Below are 15,469 nucleotides of genomic sequence, written 5' to 3'. Positions count from 1 at the left end.
AAAAAAACCCTTTAGTAAACTAAAGGGTTTTTATTTCAATAGATTACAGTGTGGTTAGAACTTGTAGCTAACACCCACTTTTATACGCCATGCAGAATCAGTCGTATAAAATTTATTGTCTGCGTAACTACCATCATCATTTTGTGAGATAGAACGGCCATATACATATTGTCTTGTTGCTGGGTCAACAGTAAATTCAACTAACTCTTGAGTACCGAAGTCGCTTCCGTATACTTTACCTTTGCTGCTATCTACAAGATTTAATAGATTATCAACTGTTAAGTAAACCATACCCTTGTGGCCTTCTTTAAACCCTGGGATTTCTTGACGAATGCTTAAATCAAGTGTTGTTACCCATGGAGTAGTTATTACGCCTTTTGGTAAGTAACCACCAGCATATTTATCTAAACCTAAGTCGTTAATCGCTTCAAAGAAGTTAGCTTCATTTTCCGCTGAACTGAAAACAACGTTAGTATCACCTGGTGTAGGAATATAAGGTAAGAACGAATCGCTAGTAGTACCTGGGCTTAATAAGCCATAAGGGTCGCTACCTGGGCCACTTCTTCCATCTACGTCAGTACCGTCAGCATAGAAAGTAACTGGCTTGCCTGAACGGCGTTCGAAGAACAAGTTGATATTAGTTTTGTAACCGGCAACAAATTCAGTTTCATAACCTAAGTTAACAACAAATCTGTGTTCTGTTTCAAAACCAGAACGACCTACTACAGCGTCATTACGGTTAATCGTCGTATTAAAACCATAGTTACTGCCTGCTGTTGCACTTGCACTTGTGTGTGCATCAGTCACGTCTTGGTTAGTGTATGATGTTGTTAATCTAACACCACTGTCCCAATCTTTGTTTAAAACAACGCTAAAGATTTTAGAACGACCATCTTTACCGGCGTTTGTTAACATTAAGTCACTAATTGAACCATCCGCATCATCATAGATAGTACGACCGCCATCTGCTGTCGTGCCATCTTCGTCACCGAACAAACTTGCGTCTTGCCAGAATGCAGTATTCTCAGACTTTTTGTATAAATATTCTGTGGTTAATAAAAAGTCTTCACCTAATACCGGAATATCAAAGCGGTAATCAAGAGCTATCTGGTAGCGCCAATCAGAAGGTAAATCAAAGTTTGGATCAACAAAGTTTGTGCCAGCAAATGTGGTTGAATTAGCTACTGCGTCTTTATCTTCTTGACGAGGACCACTAATATCTACATTTTCAAAGCTACCGTTTGCAAAAACTTCACCAATTCCAACGCCAGGGTTTGAATATGAGTTAGATACCCAAACTGTTGGTTGACCACCAGAATAACGACCAACACCACCGCGAACGATAAGGTCATCACTTGCATCCCACTTAATACCAAAGCGTGGTAAGAAAATACCCGTGCCGTCTAAGTTGTCAGTATTGTCAAAACCTGTACGTGCTTGAGATTGTTCGTTATAGGTAGGTTTGTCGCTAGACGCTAACATTTCGTATCTTAAACCCATGTCGATAGTAATATCGTCATTGAACATCCATTCATCTTGAATATAAAAAGCATGTTCGTCACGAACAAATGAAGCAGCAGCGTCATTTGGATCTAAGCTGGTTGCATTTTGGTAGATAACTCTGTTTGCAACTCTATTCTCGAAGTCTTCAATACTACCAAAACGGTAATCGCCTTTGGTGTTTTGTAAAAACAAGTTAAAAATGTCTAAACGCTTAAACTGGTAACCAAAACTTAAACTGTGATCGCCCACTAGGTAATCACCGTCTAAAGCCATGATAAAAGTCTTTTTACGTAAATCGTTAGAATGGCGAGAATGATCTGCACCAATTGCGATATCACCAGATTCAGCTTGAATAACGGTGTCAGAATAATCACCTAATGAAGCTTGAGTGGTTGGGTTATCAAGGTAAGTAAGGCTAAGTTGTGTTGAAAAATCGTCATTCCAATCAGAATAAAGTTTAAACGCGTAGTTGTTTAATTCTTCAGTTCTGTCATACCAATGTGATGATAAACGTAATTCGCCACCATAAGTAGACTGGTTACGTGTACTGTTACCTTTAGTATATTGGTAAGTAAACGCTGAACGATGATCATCGTTAATGTTCCAATCGAGTTTCAACAATAATTTTTCATCGTCTACTTTAGGAGATAAATCCCATTCGCCTGGCTCTACGCCGTAGACTTCACGAGCAATTCTTTGTACTTCTAAAACATCAGCAACGCTGGCATCAGCAGAGTTAGGTACGTTAGCGCCATCTGGTCCCCACTCAACAGTTGATGTTGCTTCGTAATATTCGTATGAAGCGAAGAAAAACAATTCATCTTCAATAATAGCGCCACCAAGGGTTGCACCAAAAGTTGTTTCATCAAAATCTAATGGTGCTTCGTCTGTACCATTTTTAGGTGTGCCGGCCATGCCGTCATTTTGAGTTTCATAAAAGAATGAACCTGATAACTCGTTGGTACCTGATTTTGTTACTGCGTTAATCTTAGCGCCTTGGAAGCCGCTGTCTTTTGCATTGAAAGGAGTAACATCGATAGTTACCTGTTCAATCGCGTCAAGAGAAATAGGTGAGCGCGTTGTAGGGTAACCATTGGCATTCAGACCAAAGTCATCATTTTGGCTAATACCGTCAACACTGATGCTGTTAAATCTTGGGTTAGTACCGGCAACACTTAACTCGCCATCTTTAGAAGATAAAACGGCTAGAGGGTTGTTACGAACGATATCTTTGATATCACGGTCGAAACTTGGAGCATTAACAATATCATCAGCACCAAAATAACTGTTGCTACCAATATTATTAGAAAAAATCTTGCTACCTGTTACAGAAATACGTTCAACATCGTCTGCAGCTTCAAGTTTTGCATTTAAACGAAAGGTATCACCTAGTGTTAAAAAGATATCTCTGTAAACAGTAACACCTTTTTCACCAGTGATTTTAATCGTGTAAGGACCGCCTACGCGAAGACCTTTACTTGAAAAGTTACCAGCGTCGTTAGAAGTGGTAAGCGTTTTTGTGCCTGAAGGTTCGTGGATAATTTCAATTTTTGCGTTAACTGAAATAGCACCCGCTGAATTTTCAATACTACCTCGAATAGCGGAGGAGGTATCGTTTGCCATAGCAGAAGTCGATAAGCCAAGTGCAAAAATAACTGCACTTGAAATAAGTGAGAGACGTTGAGTGTTCATCGGTTATTCCTTGATTACGTTTTTAAGTGTTTACGAATTATTTTTTTTTAGCAACCAAAAAACTTAACCAGTTGCTCTGTTTTTAATTTCGGATGAAATTAGACCAGATTTTTATTACACTTTCATTACATATTTTCAGAGTTTTTGAAATTCAAATAGTATCTGTTAGTGATTAAAAAAAAATCAACCAGAAAAGCATTTTAAAAAGCCTTAATAAACAACGGGATGCATCTTAAGCTTATGACTATCATTTATATTAATAACGAAGATGGCCTTTATATAAGATATTGTTATCTATAAACAGGTTTAAGGCTTTTTAGTTATAAGCTTAGTGAGCCAATTTAGATAAAAAACAAACCATAATAAACAATTAGCCATATATACATGGCCTTAAGCCAATTAATACTCATTATTTAACTAAATGTTTTTATATAGAGAAATTAAAAACATCAACTAAAGCACTAAAGTTCCCTTTCATATAAATGGCTAAACATTTATAGTAGAATTTCATTGAAAAATGGCATTTAGTGATTTAAATCAATGATAAAATAAAGATAAGTATAACAAACCATAAAAGTTAACTATTTGGTCAACAGATAGTATTAAAGTAAAATTATAATAACAATTTAACTTAAAAATGTTTTATTTATGCATTTTAAATATTGAGCAACTTAATGAAAAATAACAAAGAAATAAAAAAAACAGGGAATATTCGCGCACTAAGCCAGCACAAGATTTTAATAGCGGCTAGTACAGAATTTGTTTTACAAGGGTATAAAGGCGCTACGGTACAATCCATTGCCGATAGAGCAAGCCTACCTAAGGCTAATATACTTTATTATTTCAAGAATAAAGAAAATATATACCATGCCGTACTAGAACATACCCTACAAATGTGGGACGAAGGCATAGGTGATATAAATCCTGAAGACGGTCCTAAAGCAGCTATTGAAAAATTTATTGAAGCAAAAGTAAGGATGTCTTTTAAACACCCTGAATCTTCAAAGATATATGCCATGGAGATTATTCAAGGTGCACAACATTTGAAAGATTTTGCTCGTACCTATCAAAGAAAATGGGTGAGAGAGAAAGCACAACTATTCCAGCAATGGATAGATAATGGCGAAATGCGCGATGTTAACCCTACTCATCTAATTTTTCTTATTTGGTCAGCAACTCAACACTATGCCGATTTTGAAACACAAATTTTAACGATTATGAATAGAGCGGATTACGAAGATGAAGATGTTGAAGATGTCATCGCTTTTCTAACTGACATGATTTTACGTGGCTGCGGTTTGCACTAAGGTTGATATAATCATCGACACTTAACCTATTACTTAACATTAGCACTAACTTATATGAGTAGAACACAAGCACAGTCTCTTAAAATAGCAACATTTAATGTAAGTATGGAGGCTTTAAACTATCAGTCTGCGCTGAGTTCTGAGGCTCCTAATATTTCAAATAACACCCTGCAAATAGCCATAGACAGTGATCATCAACAAATTAAAAATATTGCAGAAATTATTCAGCGTAATAACCCAGATATTCTGTTACTGAATGAATTTGATAATCAAGATAATAGCAATAATAACCAACACCACGCCCTAAAGACTTTCATTAAACGTTATTTGAACAAAAGCCAAAATGGACAAAAAGAAATTGATTTTCCTTATTTTTATCAAGGACCCGTTAATACGGGTGTCAATTCAGGCTATGATCTAGATGGCGACGGTAAACAAGGTGTTTTGCCGGGTGATGGTTTTGGTTACGGACATTTTTCAGGTCACTTTGGTTTGGTACTCTTGTCAAAGCACCCGATTAATAGTAACGCTATTCGTACCTTCCAGTACTTTAAGTGGCGAGATATGCCTAACGCCCTTCAACCTTTAGATCCTAAAACCTCGACATCTTGGTTTAGTGATGAAGCTTGGCAAAACATGCGTTTATCTTCTAAATCTCATTGGGATATTCCGGTTGAGGTTAATGGGCAAGTCGTTCATATTTTAGCAAGCCACCCTACACCGCCGATATTTGATGGTCCAGAAAATAGAAATGGTAACCGTAATCATGATGAAATTCGTTTTTGGGATGATTACATTTCGCCAGAAAAATCAGCATACATTTACGATGACAAGGGTCAAAAAGGAGGTTTAAAATCCCTTGAACCTTTTGTTATTTTGGGTGATCTTAATGCATCTAATGTTGAGGGTGATGCGTTGAATTCGGCCATATCAAGCTTACTAAATAATGATAAAATTCAAGATGCATTACCCCAAAGTGAAGGGGGAAAACAGCACAGTAAAAATAACGAACATGCAAATTACCATACGGCCTCCTGGCGAATGAGAGCCGATTACGCGTTACCATCGAAATATGGATTAGTTATTGAAAAATCAGGCGTTTACTGGCCAACAGAAAATGAAGAAACTTTTAGGTTAATAAAAAACAGAGCAGCATCTTCCGATCACCGTATGGTATGGATTGACCTGTTACTGAAGACTAAAGAGTCATCTGAAATAATCACCAACCCTTATTAATTATTAACACTTATATAAGAAGATAAAAATGAAAAAACTCCTATCTGCTGTTAGCATTATACTTGCATTAACAGCCTGTCAAACGATTGATAATGACTCAACAGCAATGCTTTTAAATACAGAGACTGCTAAGAATATTCCTTCACCAAAAAATATCATTATGGTGATAGCTGATGGCATGGGTCCCGCTTATACAACATCGTACCGATACTTTAACGACGACCCAACAACTGACATTGTAGAAGAAACAGTATTTGACCGTTTACTTGTTGGCTCAGCTAGTACTTATCCGGCAAGTGTTTCTGGTGTTGTCACTGATTCCGCCGCTGGTGCTACTGCACTTGCCACGGGTTATAAAACTTACAACGGCGCAATTGCTTTAGACGTGAATAAAAATAGCGTTGAAACTGTACTTGAATTTGCCAGAAAACAAGGCAAAAAAACAGGTGTTGTCGTAACATCACAAATAAATCATGCGACCCCTGCTGGATATTTAACACATAATGAAAGCAGAAATAATTATAATGCTATTGCCGATAGCTATATAGATAACGGTATAAAAGCAGATGTCTATTTTGGGGGAGGCTGGAAATACTTTATACGTGAAGATAGAAATTTAATTGAAGAATTTAAAGCGTCAGGATTTCAGTATATTGATAACTACAACGCCTTAAACACGCTTAAAGCAGATATGCCTGTTATTGGTCTTTTTGATGATACTGGTTTACCGTCAGCCTTAGATGATAGTGACCCATATCGTTTATCCGCCATGACTAAAGTTGCAATTAAACAACTAGAAAATAGTAAAGGTTATTTTATGCTCGTTGAAGCTAGTCAAGTAGATTGGGCTGGTCACTCTAATGATATAGCAACGGCGATGGCTGAAATGTCAGATTTAGCTAAAACGATGGAGTACTTAGAAGAGTACGTAAAACAAAACCCTGATACGTTAGTTATATTAACAGCTGATCATAGTACGGGTGGTTTAACCGTTGGTGCACGTGGCAAGTATGAGTGGCACCCTGAAGTTTTACGCACAATGAAAAGTTCGCCAAGCACAATAGCTAAACAGTTAGCTAACAGCCAAATAACACAACAAGAATTAAGTAAATTGCTTAACTTCGATGTAACAAATAACGAAGTTGAACAAATTGAAGCGGCGAAAATATTTGCAGTTGAGGAAATTGCTACTTACAAATCACTTGATGAACAAGAAAAACTAAAGACTAAAGAGCCCACCATGAATAACATCATATCAAGTGCAATTAAAAACATTATAGATATTAGAACAAACACTGGCTGGACATCAGGCGGCCACACCGCAATTGATGTTCCTTTACATACACTAGGTAAAAGCAGTGAAGTCTTAAAGGGCAAGGTTGATAATACCGACGTAGCTAAACAAATATTTTTATTACTCGGTAAAAAGTAACCTCCACGTTAATAATATAACAACGGCTAATGAAAATTAGCCGTTTTTTTTGTGTTCAAAAACTACACTCCCTGCTATAAAACCTCTTTATCTCATCAATAAATATTTTATTGATTAAACGTTTATCCATGCCATTGCTACCTTATTTTATGTGAATAACTCAGCTAGAAAGAGTCGCTAAAAATCCTTTGTTGTTTGTTAATCTCCCTCAAACAACTTAATCAAAGTAACCCCAACCCCCCTGTATTAGCTTCGTTAAAGCATTCTTGCCTATCTATAACGATAAAGTTTAACTCGTTATTACTTTTATTATTTATAAAGAGTCTAGTGCTAAGTGACCATTCACTTCGCAACACGTGCAGGGTTATTAGAGTTACCCTTGCGGCTAATCAAGGGGTTACCGGGGTTATCAAATAACTAAGCAAGGAGTTATCAGGGTTGTCATGCTATTGCTATCCGGGGTTGCTGGAGTTACACTTAAGGGCGTTAATTAAAGAGGCAAAAACAATGAAATACCCTATCGCATTAAAGAAAATAATTGGCGTTGAAAGCTACAAAACATACGTCCCTGACTTACCCGGTTGTGTAGGTAATGGTGAGAGTATTGATGTCTCTTTAAACAATATTAATGACAGCATCGCTGCACATCTTTCTATATTGGCCGAATATGGTGAAGCCATCCCACACGCTACAACGATTGAAAATCATCTGACAGCCTATCCAAATGTTATTTGGTGTATTCTTGATATCGATATAACACCCTATTTAGGGAAAAGTCATAAAATCAATGTCACCTTACCGGAGTTGTTGATTAAACAAATTGATAACCGAGTCAGTAAGTCTTCCACTTATAAAACACGTTCCGGCTTTATCGCAAGCGCGTGTATCAGTGAGTTAAATAAATAAGAGTTTTCCCTGAATTATTATTTATAAATTATGGAAAAATAAGAAAGAGTAAGACTTAACAAGGTTCATGGTGATAAACACTGCAAGATTAGTTGTGAGGATTGTTAAAGGGAGTGCATTAAATTCATAATAGTCTTTTATCGTTAGACTTTTTTCGTAAGGATAAAAGCCTGATAATTATCTATTAATAAACCAAGCAATAAATCAGTTAAGGCACTCACTTATTGCTTGTTCTATCTATAATTTAAAATAAAACTGGTCGCTAAAGCCGTGCCGTTATCGACGATACATTAACGTTTGAACTGGCTTTATTGATATTTGTTTCAAAACCGAGTTGAGCAATCATTGGAATTGGAATAAGTGTTTTGAGTTCAGCTATATTTTCAGCGAGATAATTCATTGGCTCAACGCAGTTTGCTACCCAACCAATACAATCAAGACCATCGGCAACTATCGCTTCATAGGTGAGAACCGCATGATTTAAACACCCTAGTTTCATATTCACCACCAATATTACCTGCTGTTTTGTCTGCTGTACGAACTCAGATAAAAACCTACCTTTACCTAAAGGTAGTCGCCATCCCCCTGCACCTTCAGTGATAACAATATCGCAAGCCCTAGTAATAATTCGCTCGTAACCCGCATTTATATCAGCGAGTTTAATGTCAACATTCATTAAATTAGCGGCGATGTGTGGCGCTATTGCCGGTTCAAATGCAATAGGGTTAATTTCACTAATACCTTGTCCACAGTTTGCTTGCTGCAACAATAATTGTGCATCTTCATTGACCAGTATTTCACCCTGCGCTGTATGCTTAAGCTCACACCCTGCAGATATAGGTTTAAATACAGCAACTTGATAATCTTTTTTAACTAAGGCTGCGGTGAGTATTTGCGCAAAATAGGTTTTTCCAGCATCAGTATCTGTGGCAGTAATAAAAATTTTAAGCATTTAATTTTACCATAATTGCAGAATACACCTTATAAGTCGCCGGATAAATACCACTAGGCTCTTGAAAGTCTTGATAGCAATTAGTCATCTTTTGCCATTTATCTTTACCCGCTAAACCCTTGCCTTGCTGTTTAGGGACATGGTTTGCGCCTAGCCCTTTCAACTCTCGCGCTAGATGTATAACATTTTGATATTCTAATACTAAGTCTTGAGTTTTTTGTTCAAGTAATTTACATGAGGCCTTATCAAAAATAGCTTTTAGGTTTGCATCTGTTTTAAAGTCAATCACGTGCTGTTCATCATCGACTTGTGCCCAAGATGATTTTAACTCATGTAATGTGCCATCGAGTAAGGTGGAAAATATAAACAATCCTCCTGGTTTGAGCACGCGTAAAATTTCTTCAATAATATCATCGAGTGGATCACACCACTGAATAACCAAATTAGAATAAATAACATCAATTGTGTTGGCTTTAAAAGGCAGGTAATACGCATCAGCTTCTAACCAGCAGATTTCCTTACTGCGGTTTTCTTGAGCAAAAGACAGCATTTTAGCGGAGATATCAACGCCAATAGTTTGTTGAAATTTACTGGCAAGAATGTCAGTAAAAAAACCGGTACCTGAGCCTAAGTCGACGACAGTTAGATCTGAACGGTTGGGTAATAAAGACATTAAGTGCTTACCCGTATAGCGTTGTAATCGAGATGAAATATCATACGACTGACTCGCTAAGCCAAATGACTTAGCTATTTTAATTCTGTTTAACACTTCAGGCATTAACGTAAAACCTCATTCAAACAATTAGCTAAGTAATTGATATCGCATTCTTTATGGTTAGCTGTAATGGTAACGCGTAACCTCGAGCTGTTTTTAGCAACCGTTGGTGGGCGTATCGCGGTTAGCCAAATACCTCTGTTTTTCAAATGTTGACATATTTCTAGTGTTCTTTTTTCGCTGCCAATAACAATAGCGTGAATAGAAGAGGATGACGGAATTATTGTTATTTGACTATCAAGTTTATTTGATAAAAGCGCGCTCAATTCAAAAATATTATCTCTGCGCCAAGTCTCTTTTTGAGCAAGCTTGATACTAGTTTTTGTCGCCCAAGCAACGGCGGGGGAAATTGCGGTTGAATAAATATAATGACGAGAAAAATTGACTAAGTAATCATAAACATCTTCATCACAAGCGATAAATGCACCACTAGTGGCTAAAGCTTTGCCAAAAGTTGCCATTACTATATCGACCTGACCAAAGCTACTACTGCCCTGACCGGCATGACCAATAATTCCAATACTGTGTGCATCATCCATGTAAAGCATAGCTTGTTGCTGCTGAGCAATCATAATTAACTGGCTAACGTCTGCGCGATCGCCATCCATGCTAAAAATACCTTCAGAAATAATCAGTTTATTGTCAACAGGACTTTTCGCTAAATATTGTTCAAGTTGCTGATGATTATTGTGTAAATATCGCTTCACTGAAGCTTCACTAGCCAGAGCACCATCAATTAAAGAGGCGTGACTTAACTTGTCTAGAAAAAATTGGCAGTCTTTTTTACCCAAGGCTTGTAATACACCGGAATTAGCTGCAAAACCACTGCTATAAAGTAAGCACCGTGGTTTATTTAACCACTGACAAACTTCATCTTCTAAAGCTTGGTGTGCATAATGAAAACCGGTAATTAAACTGGAAGCACTTGCGCAACTGCCGTATTTATCGACACCTTCTTGCCAGGCTTTATTTATTGAAGGGTGATGATTTAAGCCGAGATAATCATTAGAAGAAAAATTTAAATAGCGTTTTCCTGCAACAACCACCTCTCGGCCATTTTGCTCGCTTATACATTGGCGTTGGCGATATTGTGATTTTTCTTTTTGCTGAGCGACTTGCTCAGCAATAAAGTTAAAAGACATAAATTTCAGCTTGGCTCTTGATCAGTAAATAAACGTTAAAGCGCAGCGTCGTAAAAAAGTTCTTTATTTTGCTGATTGACAACGGCAGTCGTTATTTTTTGCTCAGTCTCAATATCATCGGTGGCCACTGTTTCAGTGTTAATGCCCAATTTTGCAAATAACTGCATATCTTTATTGGCTTCAGGGTTGCCTGTTGTTAACAACTTACAACCGTAGAATATTGAGTTGGCACCGGCTAAGAAACACATTGCTTGCATTTGTTCGTTCATTGCATCGCGCCCAGCTGATAAACGCACATGGCTTTTAGGCATCATAATACGTGCAACCGCTATACAACGAACAAAATCAAAAGCTTCTAAATCGTCAACATCTGCGAGTGGTGTTCCGGCAATTTTTACCAGCATATTAATTGGAACACTTTCAGGGTGTTTAGGTAAGTTAGCCAATTGTGCTAAAAATGACGCTCTGTCTTGAGCATTTTCGCCTAAACCAACAATACCACCACTACAAACTTTCATTCCAGAATCACGGACGTTTTGCAGTGTATCTAATCGGTCTTGATAGCTGCGTGTGGTAATAATAGAGTTATAATGTTCAGGAGAAGTATCTAAGTTGTGGTTATAATAATCTAACCCAGCTTCTTGTAATTCATCGGCTTGACCTCCGTTAATCATGCCTAATGTCATACAGGTTTCTAAGCCAAGTGCTTTAACACCTTTGACCATCTCTAACACAAAGGGCATATCACGAGCTTTTGGATTTCTCCAACCTGCCCCCATACAAAAACGCGTTGACCCTTGGTCTTTCGCTACCTTTGCTGCTTCTAATACTTTTTCAACTTCCATCAAACGTTCTTTTTGAACATCAGTATTATAGCGTGCACTTTGCGAGCAATATTTACAATCTTCAGGACAAGCACCTGTTTTGATTGACAATAAGGTACTAACTTGTACTTCATTAGGATTAAAGTGTTCACGATGAACGGTTTGAGCTTGAAACATAAGGTCACTAAAAGGTCGAGCAAACAATGCTTCCACTTCTGCTATTGACCAATCATGACGAGGTATATTCGTTTGTGACATGTGAAACCTTTACTGTAAAATGTAAATGTGAAATTGCATCGCTAAATATTAGCAGGTAATCTATACGCCAGTCATTAATTGTCAACATAAAAAACATTGCAAGCTTTACATATGAATAAAAAACACACAGATTTAATCGATTTTGATAAGAAACATGTTTGGCATCCCTACACATCGATGTCAAACCCTCTGCCCTCATACTTAGTTGAATCGGCCAAGGGCGTTTATATAAAGTTAGCTACGGGTGAAGAACTTGTTGATGGTATGTCGTCCTGGTGGTCTGTTTTACACGGCTACAATCATCCAAAGTTAAATCAGGCGCTTGTTGATCAAACACAAAAGATGGCACATGTTATGTTTGGGGGCCTAACGCATGAACCCGCTATTAACTTGTGTAAGAAGCTCATTGAGATCACACCAGAGCCGCTACAAAAAGTTTTTTTATCAGACTCTGGCTCTGTATCGGTAGAAGTTGCCATAAAAATGTCATTACAGTATTGGCACAGTCAGGGCAAAAGTGAGAAGCATAAATTATTGACCGTTAAAAATGGTTATCATGGTGATACTTTTGCCGCAATGTCGGTATGCGATCCTGTTAATGGTATGCACCAAATTTTTGAAAGTGTATTAATGAAAAACATTTTCGCTCCTGCGCCACAGTGTGATTTTTATCAACCTTGGGATAACGCTGAGTTAGCGCCCTTAAAAGCCTTATTTTCACAACACCATAATGATATTGCCGCCTTTATTATTGAACCTATTGTCCAAGGTGCTGGTGGTATGCGCTTTTATCATCCTGAGTATTTAAAAGCTTGTCGCGCCTTATGTACCCAATATCAGGTGTTATTTATTGTTGATGAAATTGCTACGGGTTTAGGCCGTACAGGAAAATTGTTTGCTTGTCATTGGGCGGATATAAGTCCTGACATTATGTGTTTAGGAAAAACCCTGACCGGCGGTTATATGACCCTGGCAGCAACTTTGTGTACGCAAGAAATTGCAAAGACCATCAGTGATGGAGAAGCCGGATGTTTTATGCACGGCCCAACGTTTATGGCTAATCCGCTGGCTTGTGCGGTAGCAAATGCAAGTCTAGAGCTTTTGGCAACAGGAGAATGGCAACAGCAAGTGAGTTTTATTGAAGATTATTTAACGCGACACTTATTAGTGTTAAATCAACATTCAAGAGTAAAAAATGCCCGCGTCTTAGGGGGTATAGGTGTGGTAGAAACAAGGGTTGCGGTTAATATGGCAAAGATACAAAAAAGATTTGTTGAATTGGGTGTCTGGATCAGACCGTTTGGCAAGCTTATTTATATTATGCCGCCCTTTATTAGTGATGAACGGGCTTTAGCGAAACTTGTTAAGGCGATAAGCACGGTACTCGATGAGCAGCAGTGTTTTGAAGATTAACCGACACAGATTTGCTGTTAGGTAAAACGGCGTAGAATTATTAATAATCTTACGCCAAGTTAAGTTTCACTAATATATAGATGACCCAAGCAACCGTTATCGTTAGTAGCAGAACGATATTAAAATGCTTACTGTCTTGTTCTCTTCTAGTGCGATAGTGATCGACAACCAAACAAAGGTAACTACAAAGTGCACTTACCCAAAGCACGATATATAAATAGCCCGTTAATGGCGTTAACCAAAATTGCCTTATTTCGATATTTCTAAAGCGCAATAAACCATAATCTTGCTCTGGTGCAGCATAATAAGACATAACAATAGCAAAAATGAATAATATCCATCCGCTTAATGCCAAAGTTCGGCTTAAGAGAACCCAAAAATCTGTTGAATGTCGCCTGTTTTTTAATCCCAATATCATTGATTCAAACCCTCTAAAGTCAATATTACTGTTTTTTGTTTTTATATAGACCGGATCAGCAACTTTTACTTGTTAAACACCGCAGTAAAGGTAACATATCACACCTTAAAGTTAGTGCAAATAAATTCAGTATTCTACACTGGGTCTGTGCACCGACAAAATCTATGACAATAATTAAATAAAGAAAAGAGGTTGATAATGTCAGTTATCTCAATCACTGATGTACTTGCTGGTAAGTACCCAGTAAGTGAAGCAGTTACAGTACACGGATGGATCCGCACTCGCCGTGATTCTAAAGCAGGTATTTCATTCCTAGCGGTTCATGATGGATCATGTTTTGATGCGATTCAAGCTATCGCACCCAGTGATCTCGATAATTATCAATCAGAAATATTAAAATTGACTACGGGTGCTTCAGTTAAAGTCACCGGTATTTTGGTTGAGTCTCCGGGCCAAGGCCAATCTTTTGAAATTCAAGCAACTAAAGTAGAGATACTTGGTTTGGTTGATGATCCTGATACCTATCCTATGGCAGCAAAACGTCACAGCATTGAATTTTTACGAGAGCAAGCACATCTTCGTGCTCGTACTAATATGGGCGGAGCTGTTGCTCGTGTTCGTAATACGTTAGCTCAAGCGGTACATCGCTTTTTACACAGTAAAGGTTACTTTTGGATCAGCACGCCGTTAATTACTGGCTCAGATTGTGAAGGCGCTGGCGAAATGTTCCGTGTTAGTACGCTTGATATGGAAAACTTACCTCGCACCGATAAAGGTAATGTTGACTACGCTAAAGATTTTTTTGGTAAAGAAACTTTCTTAACCGTTTCAGGTCAATTGAACGTTGAGACTTATGCATGTGCCCTTTCAAAAGTTTATACTTTTGGACCGACCTTCCGTGCTGAAAATTCTAACACAACACGTCATCTTGCAGAATTTTGGATGATTGAACCAGAAATCGCTTTCGCTGATTTGTCTGATGCTGCTGACCTCGCAGAAGAAATGCTGAAATATGTCTTCCAAGCTGTGCTTGATGAACGTAGTGATGACATGAATTTCTTCCAACAACGCATTGATAAAACAGTTATTGACCGTATGAATTCTGTTATTAATAATGATTTTGTCCGTTTAGATTACACTGACGCTATTACAATATTAGAAAATTGTGATAAGAAATTTGAAAACAAAGTGTCTTGGGGTGTTGATCTTAATTCAGAGCACGAGCGTTACTTAGCCGAAGAACATTTTAATGGCCCAGTCGTGTTACAAAATTACCCTAAAGATATTAAATCATTTTACATGCGCTTAAATGATGATGGCAAAACCGTTGCTGCTATGGATATCTTAGCACCAGGCATTGGCGAAATCATTGGTGGTAGCCAACGTGAAGAACGTCTTGATGTACTTGATGCGCGTTTAGCCGAAATGAATTTAAACCAAGATGATTACAGTTGGTATCGCGATTTACGTCGTTACGGCACTGTTCCTCATTCAGGTTTTGGTTTAGGTTTTGAACGTTTAGTGGCTTATGCTACCGGTATGCAAAACGTTCGTGACGTAATTCCTTTCCCAAGAACCCCAAACAACGCTGCGTTCTAGGCTAAGAATAAT

At 37.8% G+C, this 15,469-nt stretch carries 12 protein-coding genes; 6 read left to right on the top strand and 6 right to left on the bottom strand.

What is annotated here, in order from left to right:
- Positions 1–54: 54 nt before the first annotated feature.
- The gene (locus tag H4J75_RS09130) at positions 55–3,195 is read right to left on the bottom strand and encodes a TonB-dependent receptor (protein ID WP_182221935.1); all 3,141 of its coding nucleotides are present in this window, start codon (positions 3,193–3,195) and stop codon (positions 55–57) included.
- A 674-nt stretch (positions 3,196–3,869) separates the two neighbouring features.
- On the opposite strand from H4J75_RS09130, the gene H4J75_RS09125 reads away from it, so the two are divergent.
- From H4J75_RS09125 to H4J75_RS09110, 4 genes are all read left to right on the top strand, one after another.
- Positions 3,870–4,502, top strand: coding sequence for a TetR/AcrR family transcriptional regulator (locus H4J75_RS09125; RefSeq protein ID WP_070373560.1), 633 nt, complete (start codon positions 3,870–3,872; stop codon positions 4,500–4,502).
- A gap of 54 nt (positions 4,503–4,556) precedes the next feature.
- The gene (locus H4J75_RS09120) at positions 4,557–5,738 is read left to right on the top strand and encodes an endonuclease/exonuclease/phosphatase family protein (protein WP_182221934.1); all 1,182 of its coding nucleotides are present in this window, start codon (positions 4,557–4,559) and stop codon (positions 5,736–5,738) included.
- 28 nt (positions 5,739–5,766) lie between these two features.
- Positions 5,767–7,170, top strand: coding sequence for an alkaline phosphatase (locus H4J75_RS09115; protein ID WP_182221933.1), 1,404 nt, complete (start codon positions 5,767–5,769; stop codon positions 7,168–7,170).
- Between the two features lie 507 nt (positions 7,171–7,677).
- Positions 7,678–8,076, top strand: a complete 399-nt coding sequence (locus H4J75_RS09110) for a type II toxin-antitoxin system HicB family antitoxin (RefSeq protein ID WP_182221932.1) — start codon at positions 7,678–7,680, stop codon at positions 8,074–8,076.
- A 262-nt stretch (positions 8,077–8,338) separates the two neighbouring features.
- On the opposite strand, the gene bioD is transcribed toward H4J75_RS09110, so the two are convergent.
- Genes bioD through bioB form a run of 4 tightly spaced genes read right to left on the bottom strand, consistent with a single transcriptional unit; the run spans position 8,339 to position 12,027 of the window.
- Positions 8,339–9,028 carry a dethiobiotin synthase gene (gene bioD / locus H4J75_RS09105; RefSeq protein WP_182221931.1) on the bottom strand — a complete coding sequence of 230 codons (690 nt, stop codon included), beginning with the start codon at positions 9,026–9,028 and terminating at the stop codon, positions 8,339–8,341.
- The gene (gene bioC / locus H4J75_RS09100) at positions 9,021–9,806 is read right to left on the bottom strand and encodes a malonyl-ACP O-methyltransferase BioC (protein WP_182215194.1); all 786 of its coding nucleotides are present in this window, start codon (positions 9,804–9,806) and stop codon (positions 9,021–9,023) included. Before bioC ends, bioD begins: the two co-directional genes overlap by 8 nt.
- Entirely contained in the window at positions 9,806–10,945 is a 1,140-nt protein-coding gene (locus H4J75_RS09095) for an 8-amino-7-oxononanoate synthase (RefSeq protein ID WP_182221930.1), read from the bottom strand. Before H4J75_RS09095 ends, bioC begins: the two co-directional genes overlap by 1 nt.
- 35 nt (positions 10,946–10,980) lie before the next feature.
- Positions 10,981–12,027, bottom strand: coding sequence for a biotin synthase BioB (gene bioB / locus H4J75_RS09090; protein WP_070373554.1), 1,047 nt, complete (start codon positions 12,025–12,027; stop codon positions 10,981–10,983).
- 111 nt (positions 12,028–12,138) lie between these two features.
- On the opposite strand from bioB, the gene bioA reads away from it, so the two are divergent.
- Positions 12,139–13,440, top strand: coding sequence for an adenosylmethionine--8-amino-7-oxononanoate transaminase (gene bioA / locus H4J75_RS09085; protein WP_182221929.1), 1,302 nt, complete (start codon positions 12,139–12,141; stop codon positions 13,438–13,440).
- 49 nt (positions 13,441–13,489) lie between these two features.
- On the opposite strand, the gene H4J75_RS09080 is transcribed toward bioA, so the two are convergent.
- On the bottom strand, positions 13,490–13,753 hold the full coding sequence (locus tag H4J75_RS09080) for a hypothetical protein (RefSeq protein ID WP_259364644.1): 264 nt from the start codon (positions 13,751–13,753) through the stop codon (positions 13,490–13,492).
- Positions 13,754–14,056: 303 nt separating this feature from the next.
- Here H4J75_RS09080 and asnS point away from each other — a divergent pair, with 303 nt between their 5' ends.
- The gene (gene asnS, locus H4J75_RS09075; RefSeq protein ID WP_182221928.1) at positions 14,057–15,457 is read left to right on the top strand and encodes an asparagine--tRNA ligase; all 1,401 of its coding nucleotides are present in this window, start codon (positions 14,057–14,059) and stop codon (positions 15,455–15,457) included.
- Positions 15,458–15,469: the final 12 nt, after the last annotated feature.

It is taken from the genome of Colwellia sp. BRX10-1 (genome assembly GCF_014077545.1).
Taxonomy (GTDB): domain Bacteria; phylum Pseudomonadota; class Gammaproteobacteria; order Enterobacterales; family Alteromonadaceae; genus Colwellia_A.
This window is presented reverse-complemented; position numbering and strand designations above follow the sequence as displayed.